This is a genomic window from Streptomyces sp. NPDC055400, from assembly GCF_053644375.1.
In genome coordinates, this window is sequence record NZ_JBSHLM010000018.1 from 204507 (window position 1) to 225112 (window position 20606).

A 20606-nucleotide genomic window follows, 5' to 3' on the forward strand; every position below is an offset into this window, starting at 1 on the left:
CCGTGACCATGGCAGGATTAAGTTATGCCGGACCTTACGCCGATTCTGCTGCGAGTAAGTCAGCTTTGCGAGAGTCTTGAGTCTGACGCCGACCTCCGGGAGGAGATCGAGCGTGCGGGATTTCCGAGCGAGAACTGGGAGGAGCTGGCGGCCGCGATCCGGGCCGGTTCCGCGGACGCGCTGACCGAACTGCTCGACGCCGTCGAGGATGCCGCTGCGGACGCGGGCCTCGACGGCGTCACAGACCCGAATCGCGAATACAAGCCGTTGCCGAGCGACCGGCCGGATGGGCTGGGGGGATTCAGAACGGTAAGCGGCTGGCGATGTCCGCATCCTCATCGCTGCGGCCGCGCGTATGCCGCTGTCGACCCAAGCCCGATCCGGAGGTGTGCGGTCACCGGTGACGCGCTGACCTGGATCTCGGTGGAGAGCGGGTGACCGCCTTCCTGCAGCAGCTCGGAGCGAGGATCGCGGACCGGTGGCTCGTGAACGTGCTCCTGCCCGGCCTGCTCTGGCTGTGCTGCGCGGCCGTGGCCGCCCGACTCGGCTGGGAGCACTCCATCGACCCGCGTGCGGCAGAACCTCTGGTGCGCCGACTCGGCGACCAGCGGTCCACCGCCCAGGCCGTACTTCTCGTGGCGGGCGTGTTCGGTGCCGCCGCTGCGGTCGGGCTCGCGGCCATCGGACTTGGAGCGGCGCTCCGTCGCACCTGGGCGCTGCCCGGTACGTCCGTCGCGCCCGCGAGGTGGCTCCGCGACCGGCGCAGGCGCCGCTGGGACGCCGCAGACCGCACGGCCGCCCGGCTCAGGACGGACATCCTCAACGCCGCGGACCCGTCGGCCGCACTGGTGGGACCGGAGTACCGCGACGCGCTGGCGAGGCGGGAGTCGATCGGGCTCGAACGGCCCCAGAGGCCGACCTGGATCGGCGATCGCTGGATGGCGACCGGTATCAGGATCCACCGGGCCTACGGACTCGACCTGACGGTCGTCTGGCCGCGGCTGTGGACCGTACTGCCGGAGGTGCCGAGGAGCGACATCGCGGCGGCACAACTCGCCTATCAGGAGTCAAGTGTGTTGGTGTCGTGGGCTGTTCTCTACGGCGGAGTGGGGCTTTTTTGGTGGCCCGTGCTCATCGTCTGCGTCATCCTCGCCGCGGCCGGCGTCCTCAAGACGCGGGACGCCATCAGCAGCCTGTGCGAACTGGTGGAGTCGGCCTGCGACCTGTACATCCACTCCATGGCCGAAAAGCTCCGTGTCCCATGTTCGGGCCAGTTGACTCCGGAGACCGGAAGGGCGATCGGCGCGCTGCTCCGGCGCAAAGACCTGCCGCCGGCCTAGCGCGCCGCCGTTGTCACCCCCACCAGTCTCCGATGCCGTCCCAGAGCCGCTCGATCTCCCGGGCCGCATCGCGGTAGTTGAGGCCGAGTTCCATCACTTGCTGGTGGGTCTCCTGCATCGCGCGCATGCCACCGTTCCGGTTGAGCTGATGGCCGGCCGCCCTGATCTCGACCGCGCCGCGTACCCATGCGTCAGCCTGGTCGGCCGAGGGGATCAGCGAGTCCAGATACCCCCTGTCCAGGAGAAGCCCTTGCTGCTCTTTCGAGAGATACGGGTAATTCCTCAGGCCGGCGTCCGCGGCTTCGGCCAGGCGTCGGGAGAGACGGGTGGAGTCGCCCTCTCTCACGTTGCTCCGAGCAGGCGGCCGGGTGTCGTTGGCCTCCAGGGTCAGCCTCCTGGCGACGTCCAAGGGACGCAGGTTCTGCCCGCACACCCGGCACCAGATGCTCGGCGGGATCGTGATGTAGAGCCCGCATTCCCGGTTCGGGCACATCGTCTTGATGGTGGTTCCGGGGCGGAAGGCATCCTGCGCGAGAATGACGCTCTGTCCGCACTTCGGGCAGCCGAAAGTGAAAGGCCCCTCGAGTTGAGGCAGTTGGTTGCTGCATCCGGGACAGGAGTCTGGCTGAGGGGGGAATTCGCCGCCATTTGCCGCGAACCGGTCTTCCAGCTCTTCATTTGCATCCGGTACGAGCCAATGGCACAGGTGACAGATCAGATCGGTGTCGAACTGGAAGGAGAGCTGTTCGCACGACGAGCATCTCAGCACAAGCTCGCCTGCGCGGCGCACCTGCTCGACGATGTCCGGAACCCTGCTGGGAAACACCTCGTCGAAGCAGGAGGGGCAGACGGGCCGAACTGCGTCACAGTCCCTGCCGTGATGCGCGAGCATGCACGCGCCATCGTGACCGCATGAACCGTCGTGCGGAGCGTGAGGACACCCGGGCCGCACATTCCCGGAACCGTGCGACGATTCGTCGCCGCTGTCCCGAGCGACTTCATCGGCATACACAATTCTGCCGTCGTCGTAGATCAGGCGGAAGACTTCATTGCTGTACAGGCGCTCATTTACTTTCCTCCCTTCCCAGAACGCCACTCTCAGCTTGAGCCCCATGCCCGAGAACCGGTTCATCTTGTCCGTGGCGGCATCCGATAACCCGCTTTCTGGCACGTCGACGGTGCCGAAGGTCCCGTCTACCGGGGACCCGGAACGCGGTTCGAGAAGGTTGGCCCAGTTCCCTCCGCCTTTCGGATGAACTTGGAGGAGGTACGTGTATATCGGCATCCGGCGAGCGTATCCAGCGCGTGCAGCCCTGGTCCACCGCTTTCGGTAACTGCACGTGAAAACCACGGCCTGATCTATTGATCTTCACCGTTGTCGCCGGGAATGGATGTGACCGGAATTTATCGCTCCGCTGTGACTGAATTTCTCATTCCGTGACGGCCCTTCAAGAAGTCCCTGCTCGGCGCATCCTGGACTCTGCGACGAAGGCAGCCTGCCAGCAGTTCTGTTGTTGGGCGAAGGGGCCGTGAAGGGCCGCCAAGTGCAGGAGCAGGAGGGGCGTCCGGCGCAGCTGGATGCCGCCGCCGGATGCCGGCAGTGGGGCCGCGAAGTCGAGGTCTGGGCGGGCGCGGCGGAAGCGTGAGAGCGGCTGGCCGTACTCGACGGCCTGGGTGGTCGCGGTCGGATTCCGGGCCGTACCCGTGACCGTCATGGGGAGGCCGGTGACGCCGATCGACCGGAGTCCGGTCTCCCGCCTCGTTGGCCACTCAGGGACCCGCGTGATCTAGGAGATCCAACGGAGGCAGATCCGGCCGGTGACTCAGACCGGCGCGGTGGTCATGGACGGCATCTTCAAGCAAGGACCGGAGCCGTAGTCACGCAGATGGACACGTCTGCAGAAACAGGTGAGGGAGCAATGCTGGAGACCTGTGGATCAGTGCCGACAGGTACGCGGAAGGCGCACCTTCCCGAATGATCCTTTGATGGTCTCCGAGTGGGCCCGCGTTGCAGCGCGGGTCGGGAAGGCACGCCCGTGCTGAGCGTAGTCACCGCCGACGGCTCCACACAGTCCGGCTCCCTGATCGACGAGATCGTCCGGGAGGGGGCCCGGCGGATGCTGGCCGCCGCGTTGGAGGCGGAAGTCAACCAGTACATAGCCGAGTTGGCGGCCGAGACAGACGAGCGCGGGCACCGCCTGGTGGTCCGCAACGGCCACCACCTGCCCCGGACAGTGGTCACCGCCGCCGGACCGGTCGAGGTGAGGGCCCCGCGGGTGAACGACCGGCGCGTCGACCACGAGACCGGCGAGCGCAAGCGGTTCTCCTCGAAGATCCTCGCGCCGTGGTGTCGCAAGTCCCCGAAGATCTCCGAGGTCTTGCCGCTGCTCTACCTGCACGGACTGTCCTCCGGCGACTTCGTCCCCGCCCTGGAGCAGTTCCTCGGCGGCACGGCCGGCCTGTCGCCGGCTACCGTCACCCGGCTGACGAAGCAGTGGAGCGACGACCACGCTGCCTTCCAGGCCCGGGACCTGTCGGACCGCGACTTCGTCTACGTGTGGGCCGACGGCGTGCACCCGAAGGTCCGCCTCGGGCAGGCCCACTCGTGGGTCCTGGTCCTGCTGGGCGTCCGGCTGGACGGCACCAAGGAGCTGATCGCGATCGCCGAGGGCCTGCGGGAGTCGACCGAGTCCTGGGCCGACCTGCTGCGTGACTGCCGCCGACGCGGGATGCGCGACCCCGAGCTGGTGGTCGGCGACGGCGCCATGGGCCTTTGGCGGGCACTCGCCGAGGTGTTCCCGGCAGCCAGGCCGCAGAGGTGCCGGGTTCACAAATCCCGCAACGTCACCAACTGCCTGCCCAAGTCCGCGCAGCCCGGGGCAACGAAGGCGATGCAGGAGATCTACAACGCCGAGGACCGCAGCCATGCCGAGAAGGCGATCGAGGCGTTCGCGAAGACCTACGGCGCCAAGTTCCCCAAGGCCGTCGCGAAGATCACCGACGACCGGGACGAGCTGCTCGCCTTCTACGACTTCCCCGCCGAGCACTGGATTCACCTGCGGACCACCAACCCCATCGAGTCGATCTTCTCCACGGTCAAGCTCCGCACCAAGGTCACCCGCGGTGCGGGCAGCCCGGCGGCTGCGCTCGCGATGGTGTTCAAGCTGGTCGAGTCCGCCCAGACCCGATGGCGCGCGATCACCGGAGCCCACCTGGTGTCCCTGGTCCGCGCCGGCGCTCGCTTCGAGAACGGCGCGTCCTGGTCGAGCGGTCCGAGGTGGCGGCGTGAACGACATGATCACGGCGCTTGAAGCGCTGACCGACCGTGATCCGAACCGTCGGGATGTCGCCGCCGACGCCCTCGGGGACCTGCTGCGCGGCACCGCACTCGACACGGACACCGCCTGCCTGGTTGTTGGACGCCTGGTCGGCCTAGCCGTCAACGAACCGGTGACCAGGGTCCGCGAGTCCGCCCTGAACTCGATCAGCGAGGCCTTCAACCGCCACCGCCTGCCCCTGGACCTCGTCGAACCGCTGGCAACTGCCATGCCGACGATGGAGCGCGAACTCCTCGAACACGCCCTCTACATCCTCGGCGCCACCCACGACCTGCGGGCCCGGCTGGTGATCGAACCGTTCCTCCACCACCCCGACCCGCAGGTGCGCGAAGAGGCCCGGCTCGCGGCAGCCGAGATCACCGCGTCGGAAGGTCCCACCCACAACTCTTGACTATTACTCGAACCTTGCGACTTCCGGCGGCTGTTGTCGTCCGTCCTGCCTATGGAGCAGCGAGAAGGATCACGCTGGCCCGGCTCGTCGAAGGGTATTCGTGAGCGGGTCTCGCTGGATGAGGTCGGCTGCGGCGATGGCAATGAATAAGCCACGTCCGGGCGCGCGCCGCCGGGCGACTTCACATTCTGTCGCCCCGACTCTGTTTTCAGCGGCCGCAGGCCGCTCTCTCATCCGTGATCGGGAGGCCTTCCGTGCGTCCAGGGCTGCTGCAGCCGGACCGCGAGCTCCCCCGGCAGGACGTCCCGGTTTGCCGGAGTGAGCTGGACGACCTCGATGTCGGCGCGCCGCTTGAGGGCGTCGGTGAACGGATCGCGGTGCGTGTGGACCGTGGCGACGACGTCGACCTCTGCGACGAACAGCGCGTCGACCGCGTGCCGGAACGCCGTGCACGCCAGTTCCATCCGCCCCAGCTCGTCGATGAGCACCAGCTGCCCTCTTGCCTCCTCGGTTGCTGCCGGCCGAAGCGACGGCAGCGCCAGTCGTTCCATGACGCCCGGGTCGACGCCGTATTTCCCTACCCGTGGCGGACCGGGCAGGTCGACATGGGCGAGCACTTCCCGTCGGCCTGCCAGGGTCTCCAGGGCGAAACCGACGCGGGCGCCGGATTGCCGGATCTCCTCCGTGGTGAAGCCGGCGGCCGCATGGGTGGGCAGCAGCGCGGCGAGCCGACGCAGGGCGGTTGTCTTCCCCGCGCCGGGGCGGCCCTCGAGCAGGATCCTTGTCGGCACACTGCCATCTTCACCCCCGCTTCCGGAGGCGGCCCGGGTTGGCTCGGCCGAGCAGGGGTATTTGGGGTGCGGACCGGTGCCGGTGCCGCCGTTGCGGGTATGGCGGCGCACATGAGCGGAATTGAACTCAGCAGCACCGCGTTCGACGACAAAACGGTGATCCCTCGTCGGTACAGCGGGGAGGGCGAGAACATCTCACCGCCCCTGACCTGGTCGGGGGCGCCCCACGAGGCCACGGAGCTGGTGCTCCTGTGCGAGGACCCGGACGCGCCGGGGACGACCTTCCTGCACTGGCTGGTGACCGGTATCGATCCGGGGACCACCGGGGCGGCGGAGGGCCAGAAGCCCCAGGGGGGCCTGCAGTGGCCCAACGGCTTCGGCCGTGTGGGCTGGGGAGGGCCGATGCCTCCACTGGGGCACGGGCCGCACCGGTACTTCTTCCGCCTGTACGCCCTGTCCGAGCCGCTGCCGCTGCACGACCACCCGGGCGCCGAGGACGTGCACCGTGCCCTGAAGGGCAGAGAGCTGGCCTCCGGCACCGTGGTCGGGACCTATCAGCGATGAGCGCGTCACCGCCGGTTGTAGCCATGGGCGCCGTACAGCCGCACGAACCGGGCCGCGGTGACCGTCCTGCGGTGCACCAGGCTGTGGGCCCGTAGCTCGTACAGCTCGACACGCTCCTGCCCGCCCTGCCCGATCGGCTGGACCAGCCGGCCACCGGTGCGGAGCTGATCCACGAGCGGCTCAGGCACTGGCGGGAAGGCCGCGCAGACGATGACGGCGTCGTACGGGGCACGGGTCGGGATCCCGAGGGTCCCGTCGCCGAGGACGACCTCGGCATTGCCGACGCCCTGCCCGGCCAGCCGCAGGCGGGCCTCGTCGACCAGGTCGGGCCAGCGCTCGACACTGACGACGTACGCGGCCAAGCGGGCCAGCAGCGCGGTCTGCCAGCCGTATCCGGTCCCGACCTCCAGGACCTGTTCGTCTCCCGTGAGGCCGAGAGCGGAGACCATCATCGCGATCAGCGAGGGCTGGGTGGTCACCTGCCCATGAGGGAGCGGAACGGGCGTGTCCCGGTACGCGGATGCCACCTCGTCCGCGGGGACGAACTCCGCCCGGGGGATGCTCCGTACGGCCTCCAGGAGACGGGCGTCGGTCACGCCCACGGCGTGGGTCGCGCGGACCAGGTCCTCGGGGGTCCCTTCAGGGGCCATCGGACCGCGGCGCCGTGGCGGTGGCGCCCGTAGCTCCGGTCGTGGTGCGTTCCGGAAGCCGTGCGGCGTGATCGTGCCTGCCGTCGCAGTACTCGTCGCGGTGCCGGCGAACGGGGTCCGGTTCCGGCCAGGCGCAGCCCGGGTAGTCGAAGCCCTTGGTCTGGTTGAGGTCGAGCAGTGCCAGCGTCGTACGGCGGACGGTCGTCTGCTCCAGGGAGTACCGCGGCGGGCTGGCCACCGCCGGCACGCCTACCGGCCAGGTCTTGGGCGGAGTGATCGAAACGTCTGTCTGCTCCGCGCCGCTCCTACTCCTGTCCATGTGCCCCATCCGCCGCTCACATGCTGCGCTGCCGCTCCAGCCCAGTGTCGGCATGTTCCGCGCGCGGCGCGATCCGGGGCGGTCGGGCGCAGGGGGCGCTCCGTGATCCGGGAGAGGCACAGCGCGTCGGCGTGTCACGACAGGGTCCCCGGGTCGGTGTACCGCAGCAGGGCGCCCACGCCCTCGCACAGCCTCAGCTCGCTCTCCGCTACGACGACCAGCTCGGCACCGGTGCCGACGAGGGTCCGGACGAGGGCCTCGTCGGCGCGTTCCTCGCGCGGGGCCCGCACGCCGAAGGACATCAGCTCCGCCTCGGTCAGAGCGAGCTGAGTGGGCTGGGAGCCCGCCCAGAGCCGCAGCGAAGACCCTGGCGGTCGGTTCAGCAGCAGTGCCGCGACCTGGCCACGCTGGAGGGCGGCGACGGTGGCGGCCAGGCCGTCTGTCATGGCTCCGTCCAGGGCACGCCGGCCGATGAAGGTGTCCACGAGTTCCCGGTCGTGCGCGGCCATGCGGCCGTGGAAGACGCCGTCGAGTTGCGGCTCCAACAGGGCGCGTCCGGTGTCGGTGGGGGTCCGGCCGCCCACGCGTACGACCTTGTCCCGCAGGGTGTGCGGCAGGCGGCGGATCAGTACGTTGCACGCCCACTCGTCCCCGCCCACCACGACGGCGTCGGCATGGGCGCGCCGCGCCCGTTCGTCCAGCCGGTGACCGAGCCGGAGGGAGGTGCGGTGCCAGGTCGCCACGGCGACCCTGTGGTGCAGCCGCTCACCCGGGGTGACGGTGGACGTGGGCCAGGTGCCGGTCTCCGCCTCCAGAGTTACCCAGCCGTGGGTCTCGGCGGTCGGAAGGCCGCCGTAGTGGACGACTACGGCCATGTAGGGGATCTCCGGAAGGTGCTGGGTGAGCAGGGGCATCGCGTCCGGCAGGGTGCTGTAGCGCGCGGAGTCCTGCTCGGGCGGCCTGGGCAGCTCCCCGTCCAGGACGAGCGTGCCGTGGGCGGCGAAGATGGCCTGACCGTGCACCCCAGGTACCTCTGTGTCGGCGCCGACCACCTCCTCCAGTACGTTCAGCAGCGCCCGCTCCGAGCCCTGACGGGACAGACTCTCGCGCAGCCGCCACCAGCGCAGCGCGATCGCCTGCTCGGGATGCTCGACGTTTCGGGAGGTGTCCAGGTACACGGAGGCGAACGGGCCCGGCTCCGCGTAGAGGGGTTCAAGGAAGGACAACCTCATCGCCACTCCTCGTCGATGGTCTCCCCTCCCTTAATGATGCGCGCCCTGGGGGCGATGGAGCTCGACGAGCGCTAAGCGGTGTGGAACGCGGGGCGGTCAGGCGCCGGCCGGCAGCAGCCGGCCCGTCGTGAGCATGGTGGCGGCGACCATGCCGTCCAGCACCGCCAAGCCGCGGGCCGGGACAGCAAGCCGCTGAGCAGCCGGGCTCCGTAGCCGGATGAAGGAGCAGTCTGCGGGAGCACCAGATCGTGGCGGGGGCCGCCTTGTCCCACGTGAATGCCGGTTTCAGGGCCGTATTCGACAGACCGAGCGGCGCGTTCGTGAGCTGCGGATCCAGCACGGGTCCCCCAGCCGGGGGCCGTCGCGGCATGCACGGAGTTGGATGAGCTGACGGGTCGCTCAGGCGATGCGCGTGGTGCGGCGCAACTTTACGACGGACTCGGTCACGACTGCTGCAGTCGGTTCGGTCCACATGACCGGAAGGCACTTGACGCCTTCGAGGGCATCGCGCGCTGGACCGCGAGTACAGCGGGGTGATCCCGCAGCCGTCGTCTCCTGCAAGACCGCGGTCGAGACAGCCCCGGGACCGCAGCCTCCCATCCTTGCCATGGATCATCCATTGGAGCTGCGGCAGGCCTGTCGGTAGGGTCGGGTTGTCTTGGCGGAGGTTGGCGGATACCAACGTGGACAACGACAACCGGAGGGTTCGGTTGAGCCTCTTCGGTGGGTGAGTCGATCTGGCTGCACTGCAGAAGGGAGTCCGGCCGTATCAACTGGGCGGCCCGTTGGCCTCCCCGAGCCTCTCCGCGGTCAGTTACCGAGGACGACGTTTCGGTGGTACAGGGCCAGGGATGACGTCGAGTTTCATGTGTTCCTTGAACAGGTGGACCAGGTTGGCGCCATCGAGGAGTTCGAGGCGACCGTGCTCGTTGGCGAACGCCTCGCTGGCCCGCCCGAACCATGATGTCGTCACCAAGATGCCCTTGGCCGCACGCTTGTGTTCCACTACGCCGGCCAGGGCCGAGACCGTCTCGAACGGGACTACGTTCTTTGTGCGCTTGGCCTGGATGATGCAGAGCCCCTTCATGACCGGGTCTGTGTTCATCGCCACCGCGTCCACGCCTTCGTCCTTCGAGGGCTGGGTGTTCACGCTATCCAAACCGATGGCCTCGAACAGCTGACGGATCAGGTGCTCGAACTCCGTGGGTTTCAGGTCCATGAGTACGGGACGGCTGTCCAGTCCCGCCACGACATCCAGACCGTCCATGAGGCGGAACTTGGACAGGTCGAAGGTGACCAACGGACGTACAGGCTCCAGCTCGTACGGATTCGGAGAGATCAGCGAGCGCAGCCGCTTGAGGCAGGCGCGCGGGTCCACCTGGGTCAGCACCAGCTCACTGAACTCAGCTCGATCTGCCTGGAGCGTGATCAAGCAGGGGTGTACATTGCGGCCGGTTGCACGGTCGATCGTGGCCACATGCCCGTTCAAGGCGATGGACTGGATCACGCCTTCGGTGTCGGAGGCGAAGAGCTCGTACACGGTCCGCAAGGCCGTCTGGGCCAGGACCGCCGCGTACAACTCCTTGCGTTCCCTCTCCGGGCGTGGCACCGGAGTGATCTCGTCGCGTGTCTTTAGATACCGGTAGGCCCGGGCGGCTGGCACCACCTCCTCCAACGGCAGGTCTATCTCCACCAGCAAGTCGCCTGTATCCGCTTGAAACGAGACTTGGTTGGCCTTCGGGAAGCCGTGCGGATACGCGGAAGCGGCCAGGACCTGGTTGACGAACCACTCCACAGCTTCAACGTCACGGTCCCGGTAGGCATCGCGACGCTCCGCTAGACCGGTGTTCCAAGCCTCTATCCGGATCGCTTCTTCCTGGCTGGCCTTCTCGTGCCGCGCACGGGCTTGTGCCAGCTTCTCTGCGCGCTTCTTCTCGTCGCGTGCATGATCGCTGAGCGCCCGGTCGAATCGCTTGCGGGCGTCCTCGACTTCCGTGTCGTATCCCCGGCGCCCAAAACCAAGGGCACCGAGCAGCCCTCGTGGAGGTGCCGGTTCGTACTCCTCCCAGCGAGGCAACGGCGCCGCCTTGGTACGACCTTTAGGCGGGACGAACGGTGAGGGAACGAACTCCTGCCTCAACCGCTCGAACGTCAGGGGCGTCCCGTCCAGTACGGACGTACGCAGCAGTTGTGCGAGTTGCTTGGCATCGTGCTCGACCACACTGGTGCGGTCGACCGCCTCCTGCGCACGAGCCGTCTCGTGCGCCAGTTTGTCTTCACGAGCCTTACGTTTGGCAGCAGCTTCTGCGGCCTTCCGAGCCTTCTCCCGCTCGCGCACCTGTCGCGCGAGCTCCCGCGCGTATGGATCATTCCCGCCCGCCACTGCTTGCCCCCAGCTCAGTAACTCGCCGTTGTCGTGGAGCCTTCCGCAGTGCTCGCAACGGGCACTGCGGAAGGCTTCCCAGACGCTGAACTGCCCATGACGGACGCCGGTCGAACCTCAGCCCTGGACTACTGGCGGGGATTCCGTGCTCTCATTCGCCTGTCGCGGCTGCACGCCTGACGATGTCCGACAGCGGGCCGCGATACGTGGTGCCGAGTTTGCTCACGACTCCGCAGTGGGGCCAGGGCCGTTCTTCAACCTGCTCGCGTAGTTTTCGGGCAGCAACACACGATCGCCGACCTCAAGCGGGGTGCTTCCCTGCCAGCGATAGGCACATCCGCCGACGTCTACTACCTGGTGGCCCCTACTTCGTACACGCGCTGGGCGTCATCCAGCTGCTCCTCAAGCTCCTTGACCCGTCGTTCCGACCGTTCGATCCGCGATGCGGAGAAGCTCGCGGCGCTCTCACTTCCGGACTTGTAGCCCTCGTTCCAGCCGCGCCGATGTGCCTCAGCTATGGCCTTGTCCTTCTCGGTGGCGTGCGTACCGCATGCCACATCCGAACCCGACACCTGGATTCTGCACGGGTTGCCGGCACGGGTCGGGCGCCCGCAGAGGCGCTCCTGCTGATTGATCATGTGGGTCCCCCTGGGAAAACAGGCCGAGATTTTCTCTCAGATCGGTGCTGGAGGGACCGCGGAATCCGGTCATTACTGATGATCTGCTGATGAGGTACACGGCGAGGTCGACGTCCTGGCTCAATGGACGTATGGAGATCGGGGAGCGCTGGGCATATCGAGCCCTACCGAAGGCGTTGGGTGGCGCGGTGCGCCAGGTGGAGATCGTTCGTACGGGCGATTCCGGTAGATCCGGGCACGTTCACGTGCGGTTCCTGGACGGAGACGAATCCGGCCTGCAGGAGTGGGTGAGCCCGGCCTGCCTGATGTCCGCATGGAGGGACCTCGAGTCTTTCTCGGCAGATGACTTGGCAGAACGGCTTTTGGCCGAGGCGTCGAGGGGCGTCCGTGGGAGCGCCGAGTTCGAGGCGGCTCGGATGATCACCGGTTTCGTTCGGCCCAAAGGGCGCCTGCGACTGCGTAAATACGAGGACGTGGTGAACGTCCACGGCAAGCCCGCCCGGACGACCTTCGAACGCCTTCGCGTGGACGCGGACTACTTCTGACTCAACCGTCGTAAGAAGCGGGCAGGTGCGGGTACGCAAGGACGGTTACGTCATCAGCGGAGGTGCCGCCGACGCCGAGCGCGAGGCTTCGGAGATGTCCGAGCCGGTCGTCCAAGAACTCCTCGACGCACTCCTCGGCGCCACATGGCGCTCGGGAGAGCGAGTGAAGGAAGTGACGCTGGCCCGACGGCTCGAGATCTCTCGGCGGGCCCTGCGCGGGGCACTGCGCGTGCTCGACGCGGATGGTCTGCTCGAGGCGCTGCCGGACGGAGGAGTCGCCGTCCCGCACGTCGACATCAACACTGTCCTCGACCTGTACGCGGTCCGCTCGGCTCTCGGCACCCTGCTGTTCCGCCGGGCCGCGGTGTTGCACTCATCCGAACTCCACCAGGTTCGCGCCGCCTTGGGCGAGGTGCGCGCCATTGCCAAGAAGCATGCCCACGACCGCATCGGGGGAGGGGATCTGCACTTCCAGGACATGATCGCCAGGACCGCCGACATGCCCCAGGCCAGCCTCTTCTTCCAGCAACTCACGCTGCGTCTGCGGATGTTCATCACGGTCCTGGGACTGGACTTCGCGGACGGCGCCGTCGACCTCATCGCCCGTGAGGACGGGCTGATCTTCGACGCGCTGCGGGAGGGCGACGGCGAGGAGGCGGCGCGCCTGTGGCGCGTCAAGGTCGAACGCAGCGTGCGCTACATGGCGGCCCAACTCCCCGACGAGAACTTCGACCCCCACTTGTGGACCACCCTCGCCGGGGCACCGGAACGCAGGGCGGGAGACCCGCGACAGGCCAAGCCCGTGAACCGCCTTGCCCAGGCTCAGGCTTCTACTGGGGCTTGACTCCTACCTCGGAGGTGCGGGGGCTTCGGCGAGGGCCGGATCACGGCTGCCGGCCGGTGGATTCGGCCGCGGGCGATGCGCGTTGCGCCGGTCGCGGTGCGGTCATGTCGAGCAGGAGCAGAGCGTCGTGGTCCGGGCTGCCGGGTTCGGCGGTGTAGACGCCGATGCGCTGACCGGGGGTGCCTTCCACCTGCAGGGACTGCGAGGTCAGGGTGACCGTCCCGACCTGGGGGTGCTGGAACGTCTTGTGCGCGTGCTTGCGTCCGGTCACTTCGTAGCGTTCCCACAGGCCCGCGAAGTCGGGGCTCTTGAGGAGGAGTTCGCCGACGAGGTGGGTGAGGTCGGGGGCGTCCGGGGCAGTTCCGGCGACGGCGCGCAGGCGGGCGACGCATCCGGTGATCTGCCGGTCCCAGTCGGGGAAGAGGTCGCGGGCCGCGGGGTGCAGGAAGAGGTAGCGGGCCAGGTTGCGCTGGTTGACGGGCCAGTCGTCGAGACCCGCGTAGAGGGCGAGGCCGCCCGGGTTCCAGGCGAGCATGTCCATGCTGCGGCTGATGACATAGGCCGGATTCGGGCGCAGTGATTCGAGCAGCAGTTTGAGGTGGGGGCGCACGGTGCGGCTGGGCGCGGGCGGTGGTTCGGAGACGTAGCGGGCGGCCCGGGCGGCGAGCTCGCGCAGGTGCTGGTGTTCCTGGTCGTCCATGTGCAGGGCGCGGGCGAGCGAGTCGAGGACGGCGGGGCTGGGGCGGGTCTCCTTGCCGCGTTCCAGGCGTACGTAGTAGTCGATGCTGATGCCGGCGAGGGTGGCCAGCTCCTCGCGGCGCAGGCCGGGGGTGCGACGGATGCCGGCGCCGACGGTGAGGCCGACGTGTTCGGGGCTGGTCTGGGTGCGGCGGGCGCGCAGGTAGCGGCCCAGCTCGGCGCCCTCGCTGTGCGCGCTCTCGGATGCCATGACTCCAGTCTCACCCGCTCAGTAGCAGCCGTGCAGCCGGGAGGGGGGCCCTGCCATTACCCCTGAAGACCCCGCCCTGCCACACCGGAGCAATCCGGGCGAAGGTGAAGGAGCAAGACGCCGACACCCCGGAACACCGCCGGAGCCACCCCGGGCATGACGTGGCCGGGCGGGAGCGAGGGTGCCGGGCGACGCCACGAACCGGAGAGGGCGAAATGCGCTACATCAAGTTGCGTGACCTGGAGGTTTCCCGGATCGGTCTCGGTGCGATGGGGATGTCCCACGGCTACACCGGTGCCGGTACCGACGAGGCGGAGTCGATCAGGACCGTGCACCGGGCGCTCGAGCTGGGCGTCACGCTCATCGACACCGCCGAGATCTATGGCCCGTACACCAACGAGGAACTGCTGGGGCGGGCGCTGAAGGGGCGCCGGGACCAGGTGGTGCTGGCCACGAAGTTCGGCCTGGTCTCCCACGGCGGTGACGGCGCCTGGAACATCGACTCCGGCCCGGCCAACATCCGTACCGCCGTCGAGGGGTCCCTGAAGCGGCTGGGCACCGATCACATCGACCTGTACTACCAGCACCGGGTGGATCCGGACACGCCGGTCGAGGAGACCGCCGGCGCCGTCCGCGAGCTGATCGCCGAGGGCAAGGTACGCGCGTTCGGCCTCTCCGAGGCCGGACCTGACACGATCCGCCGAGCCCACGCCGTCCAGCCGGTCACCGCGGTCCAGTCGGAATACTCCCTGTGGACGCGCGGGATCGAGGAGCGCGTGCTGCCCGTCCTGCGGGAGCTGAACATCGGCCTGGTGCCGTTCTCGCCATTGGGCCGCGGCTTCCTGACGGGCACCGTCCGCGCCACCGACCAGTTCGACGAGGGCGACTTCCGGCGCGACAATCCCCGCTTCACCGGCGAGAACTTCCAGCGCAACCTGGCGATCGCCGACGAGGTGCAGGGCGTGGCCGCCGAAGTCGGTGTCACGCCCGCACAGGTGGCCCTGGCCTGGCTGCTCGCCCAGGGAGACGACATCGCCCCGATCCCCGGCACCAAGCGCGTCAGCCGCGTCGAGGAGAACACCGCCGCCGACACCGTCACGCTGACCGGCGAGCAGCTCGACAAGCTCAGCAGCCTGCCGCCTGCCGCAGGCGACACACACACCGAGGCGCAGGCGCAGATGCTCGAACGCTGATCCGCCCCCCCCTCGCGACAGCCCACCCCCGTTTGGAGTAGCACCCCTCATGCGCGCAGCAGTGATGTACGGAGCCGGCGACGTCCGCGTCGAGGACCGGCCCGACCCCAAGATCGTCCAGCCGGCCGACGCCGTGGTCCGCACAGTCGCCTCGTGCGTGTGCGGCAGCGACCTGTGGCCCTACCGGTCGATGCCCGCCACCGGCACCGGCCGTCCCATGGGGCACGAGTTCCTCGGGGTCGTCGAGGAGACCGGCGCCGACGTGACCGGGCTGAAAGCGGGTGACCTGGTCGTCGCCCCGTTCACCTACAGCGACAACACCTGCGACTACTGCGCCAAGGGCCTGCACATCTCGTGCCGCAACGGCGGCCGGTACGGCTTCGACGGCGTCGACGGCGGGCAGGGCGAAGCCGTCCGCGTCCCGTATGCCGACGGCACGCTGGTGAAGCTGCCGGTGGCCGCCGACTCCGCGCTGCTCCCGTCCCTGCTGGCGCTGTCGGACGTGATGACCACAGGCCACCACGGCGCGGTCACCGCCGGCGTCGCCCGCGGGGACGCGGTGCTGGTCGTCGGTGACGGCGCGGTCGGCCTGTGCGCGGTGATCGCCGCGAAGCGGCTCGGTGCCGACCGGATCGTCCTCGCCGGCCGCCATGAAGCGCGCACCGACCTGGGCCGGGAGTTCGGCGCCACCGACGTCGTCGCCGAGCGCGGTGAGGAGGGCATCGCCCGCATCCGCGAGCTGACCGGCGGCGTCCACAAGGTGATCGAGGCCGTCGGAACCCGACAAGCCCTCGACACCGCCCTGGGCGCGGCCCTGGACGGCGGCACCATCAGCCGCCTCGGCGTCCCGCAGTACGAGCAGGGGCCGATCGGACCCGCCGCATTCATGCGCAACATCACCCTGACCGGCGGCGCCAGCCCCGCCCGCGCCTACATCGAGCAGCTACTGCCCGACGTCCTGGACGGCACCGTCGCCCCCGGCCGCGTCTTCGACCAGACCTTCGCCCTCGACCGGACGCCGGACGCCTACCGGGCCATGGCCGACCGCCAGGTCCTCAAGGCCCTCATCACCCCCTGACACCCCCACTCCACCTTCAGCAGAGGAACATCCCCCATGCAGTACGTGACCTTGAGCAACGGTGTCGAGATGCCGCTCCTCGGATTCGGCGCCTACCAGATACCGGCCGAGGACACCGAGCGCGCCGTGTCCGACGCGCTGGCCGCCGGCTACCGCCTGCTGGACACCGCGGCCGCCTACGGCAACGAAGAAGCCGTCGGCCGCGCCATCAAGTCCAGCGGCATCGCCCGCGGGGACCTGTTCGTCACCACCAAGCTGTGGGTCCAGGACGCCCCGGCCGAGGACAACACCCGCCGTGCCGCCGAGACGTCCTTGGACAAGCTGGGCCTGGACCACCTCGACCTGTACCTCATGCACCAGCCTTTCGGCGATGTCTACGGACAGTGGCGCGCCATGGAAGCCCTCCACCGTGAGGGCCTGGCCAAGGCGATCGGTGTCGCCAACTTCTACCCCGACCGGCTGCTCGACCTGATCGTCAACAATGAGATCACCCCAGCGGTCAACCAGATCGAAACGCACCCGTTCTTCCAGCGTGCCGACTACCAGGCCCTGATGCGCGAGCACGGCGTGCAGATCCAGTCTTGGGGAGGCTTCGCCGAGGGCAGGAACGACCTGTTCACCCATCCGCTCCTGGCCGAGACCGGCAAGGAGTACGGCAAGTCGGTCGCGCAGGTCGTGCTGCGCTGGCTGATCCAGCGCGGCGTCGTCGCCATCCCCAAGTCGGTGCGCGCCGAGCGCATGGCGGAGAACATCCATGTCTTCGACTTCGAACTCACCGACGAGCAGATGGCCCGGATCGCCACCCTGGACACCGGCAGCTCGCTGTTCTTCGACCACCACGACCCCGAGATCGTCACCTGGCTCGCCGAGCGCCGCCTCGACGCATGACCGCCGCGCCACGACGGCGCGCGCTCCTGCGAGTGACTCAGCCTGTTGTGGGTTGCTGTTTGGGTGAAGGGGATTCTTGGGTGGCGGCCCACGAGGCGAGCAGGCGCAGGCCCTCTTCGGAGGCGGAGCCGGGTTCGGCGGTGTAGATGGTCAGGGTCAGGCCGGGCTCGGCGGTCATGTCCAACCCTTCGTAGGCGAGGGTGAGTTCACCGACCGCCTGATGGTGGAAGCGTTTGGTGCCAGTGCCGTGGCGGCGGACGTCGTGGGCGCCCCAGCGCGTGCGGAACTCGTGGCTGCGGGTGGACAGTTCACCGACGAGGGCGCCCAGGCCGGGTGGTGCGGCGTCGGGGGCGGGTGAGGGCGTCGGAGCCGTCGGCGGCCTGGGCGAGGTTCAGCAGGTGGGTGTGTTCGGCGTCGTCGAGCCGGAGCATGCGGGTGCCATCTTTGACCTCACGCTGCCCCTCGACCAGGTCGCCGAGGGCTACAAGGCGATGGACGAACGCCGCGCCATCAAGACTCCCCTCCCCCTGACCCACCGCCTCACCGTCGCCGGGGCTGCGCATGCGCCCCGGCCCCGGCCACCTTTGTGAAGGACGCACCCGACCACGCTCGCTCTCGTCGGCGCAGGCCCCGGCCTGGGGCTCGCCACCGCCTGCCGCTTCGCCTCACCAGTCGTGCACGGATCCGTCCCGCAGCCTGTTCACCGGCAGGTACTTGCGCTCGTACGGGAAGCGCTCGGCGGCCTTCTCGTCGAACTCGACGCCGATGCCGGGGCGGTCGCCCGGGTGCATCAGGCCGTCCTCGAACGTCCAGGACGTCTCGAACACCTCCTCGTAGCCGGGGAGATGGGCCATGTACTCCTGCATCCCGAAGTTCGGGATCGACAGGTCGACGTGCAGCGCGGCCGCGAGCGACGCGGGCGAGAGGTCACCCGCGCCGTGCGAGCCGGAGCGGACCCCGTACAGCTCGGCGAGCGAGAAGATCCTGCGCAGATGCGTGATGCCGCCGGCGTGCGAGACGGAGGTGCGGATGTAGTCGATGAGGCGGTCGGTGATCAGGTGCCGGCAGTCCCAGATCGAGTTGAAGATCTCGCCGACCGCGAGCGGTGTCGTGGTGTGCTGCCGGATGAGGCGGAAGGCCTCCTGGTCCTCGGCCGGGGTGGGGTCCTCGATCCAGAACAGGCGATACGGCTCGAGGGACTTGCCCAGGCGGCCCGCCTCGATGGGGGTGAGCCGGTGGTGCACGTCGTGCAGCAGGTGGAAGTCGTAGCCGAACCGCTCGCGGACGGCGGACATGTACGTCGGCACGAAGTCCAGGTAGGCGCCGGTGTCCCAGACTTCCTCGGTGGGCAGCGCCCCGTCGGCCGGCTCGTAGGTGTCGCCGTCGCCCTTGCGCATGCCGTACACCCGCTCCAGACCGGGCACCGCCGCCTGTGCGCGCACCGCGCGGAAGCCCTTGTCGAGGAAACGCTGTACGTCGTCGAGGAGTTCGGGGACCGTGTTGCCGCTGGCGTGGCCGTAGACGGTGACGCCGTCACGGGCCGCGCCGCCCAGCAGTTGGTACACGGGCAGGCCCGCGACCTTGCCCTTGATGTCCCACAGGGCGACGTCGACGGCGGCGATCGCCGTCATCGTGACCGGGCCGCGCCGCCAGTAGGCGCCCTTGTACAGGTACTGCCACACCTGCTCGATGCGGGCCGGGTCCTTGCCGATCAGGGTGGGGCAGACGTGGTCGCGCAGGTAGGAGGCGACGGACAGCTCGCGGCCGTTGAGGGTGGCGTCGCCGATGCCGGTGACACCGTCCGAGGTGGTGATCTTCAGGGTGACGTAGTTGCGGCCGGGGCAGGTGACGAAGACCTCGGCCGAGGTGATGGTGGCCATGGGGTGCCGTTCTTCTCGATGGGGGAGCGCGGGGGCAGGGGGCGGTGCCGGCCGGCACACGGATCCGGCGGCCGGCACCTGGATCAGGTGCGGGCGGAACGCAGCGCGGCCTCGATGCCGTGCACGGCAAGCGTGTGCGCGAACTCGCCGACCGCATCGCCGAGTCCGGCGTGCTGGGCGACCTCCGGCGGCAGCAGGTCGCCTTCGCGGAGCAGCAGCCGGGCCGCGTCGGCGGGACCGCCGGCACGGGCCGCGAGCTCGGCCAGGCGCGACCGGGCGCCGTCGTGGACCGTGCCGAGCGCCCGCTCGTCGTAGGCGTCGTCGGCCGTGATGACGCGCACGTACGCGGCGAGGCCGAGAGCGAGGACGCGGGGGACGCGCCCCGCCGCCAGCGACTCGGCGAGCACCCCCGCCCAGCGGACCGGGATCTTCAGGGAACCGTCGGAGCCGACCTGCGCGGTGCGGTGGCCGAGCGCCGGATTGGCGAACCGGTCGAGGAGTTCGGTGACGTAGGCCTTGCCCGGCATTCCCCCGGGCTCCGGGACCGTCGGCAGGATCTCCTCGCGCATCGCGAACTCCACGGCACCGCCGAGGAGTTCGTCCGTCACCGACTGGTCGATGCAGCGGTGTCCGCGCAGCAGGCCGAGGTAGGCGAGGAGCGAGTGGGCGCCGTTAAGGAGCCGCAGTTTCATCAGTTCGTACGGGGCGACATCGTCCGTGAACACCGCGCCCGCGTGCTCCCACGCCGGGCGCCCGGCGCGGAAGTCGTCCTCCATGACCCACAGTCGGTACGGCTCGGCGGGCACCGGCACCGAGTCGCGGACGCCGAAGGCGCGGGCGACCAGGTCACGGTGCTCGTCGGTGGTGGCGGGCGCGATCCGGTCCACCATGGTGGTCGGCGTGGTGAGCGAGCTCGCGACGTAGGCCTGCAGCTCGGGGCGTTCCGCGGCGGGCAGCGCGGCGACGAACTCGTCGATGAGGGCGCGCAGTCGGTGCCCGTTGTTCATGAGGTTGTCGCAGCTGAGCACGGTGACCGGTGCCCCGTCGGTGCGGGCCCGGTGCTGGAGTCCGCGCACGATCAGGCCGAGGGCGGTGCGGGGCGTGCCGCCCGCGAGGTCGGCGCGGACCAGCGGGTCGTCGAGGTCGAGGCGGCCGTCGGCGCCGAAGGTGTACCCCTTCTCGGTCACCGTGAGGGAGACGATGCGTGTGGTGGGGCTGCCGATCGCGGCGACGACCTCGGCGCCTTGTCCGTCGGCGACGAGGCCCGGATGGTGCACCCCGGGCACGGTCGCGGCGACGCCCGCGTCGCGGCGCAGAGTGAGGACCGTGTAGAGCTGGTCCTGTTCCGCCATGCCGGTCAGTACAGGGCGCGGGCCTCGGGCCGCGCTCGTCGAGACACCGGTGATGCCCCAGGGGCCGGGGCTGTGGCGCAGGGCGTCGGCCGTGTGGACAGCCTGGTGGGCGCGGTGGAAGTTGCCCATGCCGAGGTGGACGATGCCCGGTTCGGGGGTGGGCGGAGGCAGCTTCAGGCCGGCCACGGGGAGCGCGGTACGGGACAGGCGGGGCAGGGTGCGCAAGGTCAT

At 69.2% G+C, this 20606-nt stretch carries 22 protein-coding genes and 1 pseudogene; 11 read left to right on the forward strand and 12 right to left on the reverse strand.

Annotation, left to right across the window (positions count from 1 at the left end; genetic code table 11):
• The first annotated feature begins 24 nt into the window (after window positions 1–24).
• Both ACWIGU_RS37465 and ACWIGU_RS37470 read left to right on the forward strand, forming a co-directional pair.
• Window positions 25–438 carry a hypothetical protein gene (locus ACWIGU_RS37465; RefSeq protein ID WP_454406136.1) on the forward strand — a complete coding sequence of 138 codons (414 nt, stop codon included), beginning with the start codon at window positions 25–27 and terminating at the stop codon, window positions 436–438.
• Window positions 435–1340 carry a hypothetical protein gene (locus tag ACWIGU_RS37470; protein WP_454406137.1) on the forward strand — a complete coding sequence of 302 codons (906 nt, stop codon included), beginning with the start codon at window positions 435–437 and terminating at the stop codon, window positions 1338–1340. The genes ACWIGU_RS37465 and ACWIGU_RS37470 overlap by 4 nt, the downstream gene beginning before the upstream one ends.
• Window positions 1341–1353: 13 nt before the next feature.
• Here ACWIGU_RS37470 and ACWIGU_RS37475 read toward each other — a convergent pair whose 3' ends face one another.
• Both ACWIGU_RS37475 and ACWIGU_RS37480 read right to left on the reverse strand, forming a co-directional pair.
• Window positions 1354–2625, reverse strand: a complete 1272-nt coding sequence (locus ACWIGU_RS37475) for a hypothetical protein (RefSeq protein ID WP_454406139.1) — start codon at window positions 2623–2625, stop codon at window positions 1354–1356.
• Window positions 2626–2788: 163 nt separating this feature from the next.
• Window positions 2789–3055: a hypothetical protein gene (locus ACWIGU_RS37480; RefSeq protein ID WP_454406140.1), complete on the reverse strand. Its 267-nt coding sequence runs from the start codon at window positions 3053–3055 to the stop codon at window positions 2789–2791.
• Window positions 3056–3376: 321 nt separating this feature from the next.
• On the opposite strand from ACWIGU_RS37480, the pseudogene ACWIGU_RS37485 reads away from it, so the two are divergent.
• Window positions 3377–4629 (forward strand): annotated as a pseudogene (locus tag ACWIGU_RS37485) (IS256 family transposase).
• 5 nt (window positions 4630–4634) lie between these two features.
• Window positions 4635–5069 (forward strand): HEAT repeat domain-containing protein, encoded by a 435-nt coding sequence (locus tag ACWIGU_RS37490; RefSeq protein WP_454406189.1) that lies wholly within the window; start codon window positions 4635–4637, stop codon window positions 5067–5069.
• A 230-nt stretch (window positions 5070–5299) separates the two neighbouring features.
• On the opposite strand, the gene ACWIGU_RS37495 is transcribed toward ACWIGU_RS37490, so the two are convergent.
• A complete protein-coding gene (locus tag ACWIGU_RS37495) occupies window positions 5300–5860 on the reverse strand; it encodes a nucleoside-triphosphatase (protein WP_454406141.1) in 561 nt (186 codons plus the stop codon).
• A gap of 111 nt (window positions 5861–5971) precedes the next feature.
• Between ACWIGU_RS37495 and ACWIGU_RS37500 the strand changes: the two genes are divergently transcribed.
• Window positions 5972–6424 (forward strand): YbhB/YbcL family Raf kinase inhibitor-like protein, encoded by a 453-nt coding sequence (locus ACWIGU_RS37500; protein WP_454406142.1) that lies wholly within the window; start codon window positions 5972–5974, stop codon window positions 6422–6424.
• A gap of 5 nt (window positions 6425–6429) precedes the next feature.
• Here the strand turns inward: ACWIGU_RS37500 and ACWIGU_RS37505 are convergent, their stop codons facing one another.
• From ACWIGU_RS37505 to ACWIGU_RS37525, 5 genes are all read right to left on the reverse strand, one after another.
• The gene (locus tag ACWIGU_RS37505) at window positions 6430–7074 is read right to left on the reverse strand and encodes a protein-L-isoaspartate(D-aspartate) O-methyltransferase (protein WP_454406143.1); all 645 of its coding nucleotides are present in this window, start codon (window positions 7072–7074) and stop codon (window positions 6430–6432) included.
• Window positions 7064–7312 carry a hypothetical protein gene (locus ACWIGU_RS37510; protein WP_454406144.1) on the reverse strand — a complete coding sequence of 83 codons (249 nt, stop codon included), beginning with the start codon at window positions 7310–7312 and terminating at the stop codon, window positions 7064–7066. Before ACWIGU_RS37510 ends, ACWIGU_RS37505 begins: the two co-directional genes overlap by 11 nt.
• Before the next feature lie 215 nt (window positions 7313–7527).
• Window positions 7528–8625 (reverse strand): baeRF2 domain-containing protein, encoded by a 1098-nt coding sequence (locus tag ACWIGU_RS37515; RefSeq protein ID WP_454406145.1) that lies wholly within the window; start codon window positions 8623–8625, stop codon window positions 7528–7530.
• Window positions 8626–9439: 814 nt separating this feature from the next.
• Complete coding sequence (locus tag ACWIGU_RS37520; RefSeq protein ID WP_454406147.1) at window positions 9440–10963, reverse strand: restriction endonuclease; 1524 nt, start codon at window positions 10961–10963, stop codon at window positions 9440–9442.
• Between the two features lie 395 nt (window positions 10964–11358).
• A complete protein-coding gene (locus ACWIGU_RS37525) occupies window positions 11359–11646 on the reverse strand; it encodes a hypothetical protein (RefSeq protein ID WP_454406148.1) in 288 nt (95 codons plus the stop codon).
• A 131-nt stretch (window positions 11647–11777) separates the two neighbouring features.
• Between ACWIGU_RS37525 and ACWIGU_RS37530 the strand changes: the two genes are divergently transcribed.
• Both ACWIGU_RS37530 and ACWIGU_RS37535 read left to right on the forward strand, forming a co-directional pair.
• Window positions 11778–12191 (forward strand): hypothetical protein, encoded by a 414-nt coding sequence (locus tag ACWIGU_RS37530; RefSeq protein WP_454406149.1) that lies wholly within the window; start codon window positions 11778–11780, stop codon window positions 12189–12191.
• 25 nt (window positions 12192–12216) lie between these two features.
• Window positions 12217–13035: a GntR family transcriptional regulator gene (locus tag ACWIGU_RS37535; protein WP_454406150.1), complete on the forward strand. Its 819-nt coding sequence runs from the start codon at window positions 12217–12219 to the stop codon at window positions 13033–13035.
• 40 nt (window positions 13036–13075) lie between these two features.
• On the opposite strand, the gene ACWIGU_RS37540 is transcribed toward ACWIGU_RS37535, so the two are convergent.
• The gene (locus ACWIGU_RS37540; RefSeq protein ID WP_454406151.1) at window positions 13076–13984 is read right to left on the reverse strand and encodes a helix-turn-helix transcriptional regulator; all 909 of its coding nucleotides are present in this window, start codon (window positions 13982–13984) and stop codon (window positions 13076–13078) included.
• Between the two features lie 215 nt (window positions 13985–14199).
• Between ACWIGU_RS37540 and ACWIGU_RS37545 the strand changes: the two genes are divergently transcribed.
• Genes ACWIGU_RS37545 through ACWIGU_RS37555 form a run of 3 tightly spaced genes read left to right on the forward strand, consistent with a single transcriptional unit; the run spans window position 14200 to window position 17143 of the window.
• A complete protein-coding gene (locus ACWIGU_RS37545) occupies window positions 14200–15177 on the forward strand; it encodes an aldo/keto reductase (protein WP_454406152.1) in 978 nt (325 codons plus the stop codon).
• A 49-nt stretch (window positions 15178–15226) separates the two neighbouring features.
• Window positions 15227–16255 carry a zinc-binding dehydrogenase gene (locus tag ACWIGU_RS37550; protein WP_454406153.1) on the forward strand — a complete coding sequence of 343 codons (1029 nt, stop codon included), beginning with the start codon at window positions 15227–15229 and terminating at the stop codon, window positions 16253–16255.
• A gap of 36 nt (window positions 16256–16291) precedes the next feature.
• Window positions 16292–17143 carry an aldo/keto reductase gene (locus ACWIGU_RS37555; RefSeq protein WP_454406154.1) on the forward strand — a complete coding sequence of 284 codons (852 nt, stop codon included), beginning with the start codon at window positions 16292–16294 and terminating at the stop codon, window positions 17141–17143.
• Between the two features lie 37 nt (window positions 17144–17180).
• On the opposite strand, the gene ACWIGU_RS37560 is transcribed toward ACWIGU_RS37555, so the two are convergent.
• Complete coding sequence (locus ACWIGU_RS37560) at window positions 17181–17471, reverse strand: MmyB family transcriptional regulator (RefSeq protein WP_454406191.1); 291 nt, start codon at window positions 17469–17471, stop codon at window positions 17181–17183.
• On the opposite strand from ACWIGU_RS37560, the gene ACWIGU_RS37565 reads away from it, so the two are divergent.
• Window positions 17377–17733 (forward strand): hypothetical protein, encoded by a 357-nt coding sequence (locus ACWIGU_RS37565; RefSeq protein ID WP_454406193.1) that lies wholly within the window; start codon window positions 17377–17379, stop codon window positions 17731–17733. The two genes, ACWIGU_RS37560 and ACWIGU_RS37565, sit on opposite strands and share 95 nt — an antisense overlap.
• 75 nt (window positions 17734–17808) lie before the next feature.
• Here the strand turns inward: ACWIGU_RS37565 and manD are convergent, their stop codons facing one another.
• Window positions 17809–19023, reverse strand: coding sequence for a D-mannonate dehydratase ManD (gene manD, locus ACWIGU_RS37570; protein WP_454406155.1), 1215 nt, complete (start codon window positions 19021–19023; stop codon window positions 17809–17811).
• 83 nt (window positions 19024–19106) lie between these two features.
• Window positions 19107–20606: a mannitol dehydrogenase family protein gene (locus tag ACWIGU_RS37575; protein ID WP_454406156.1), complete on the reverse strand. Its 1500-nt coding sequence runs from the start codon at window positions 20604–20606 to the stop codon at window positions 19107–19109.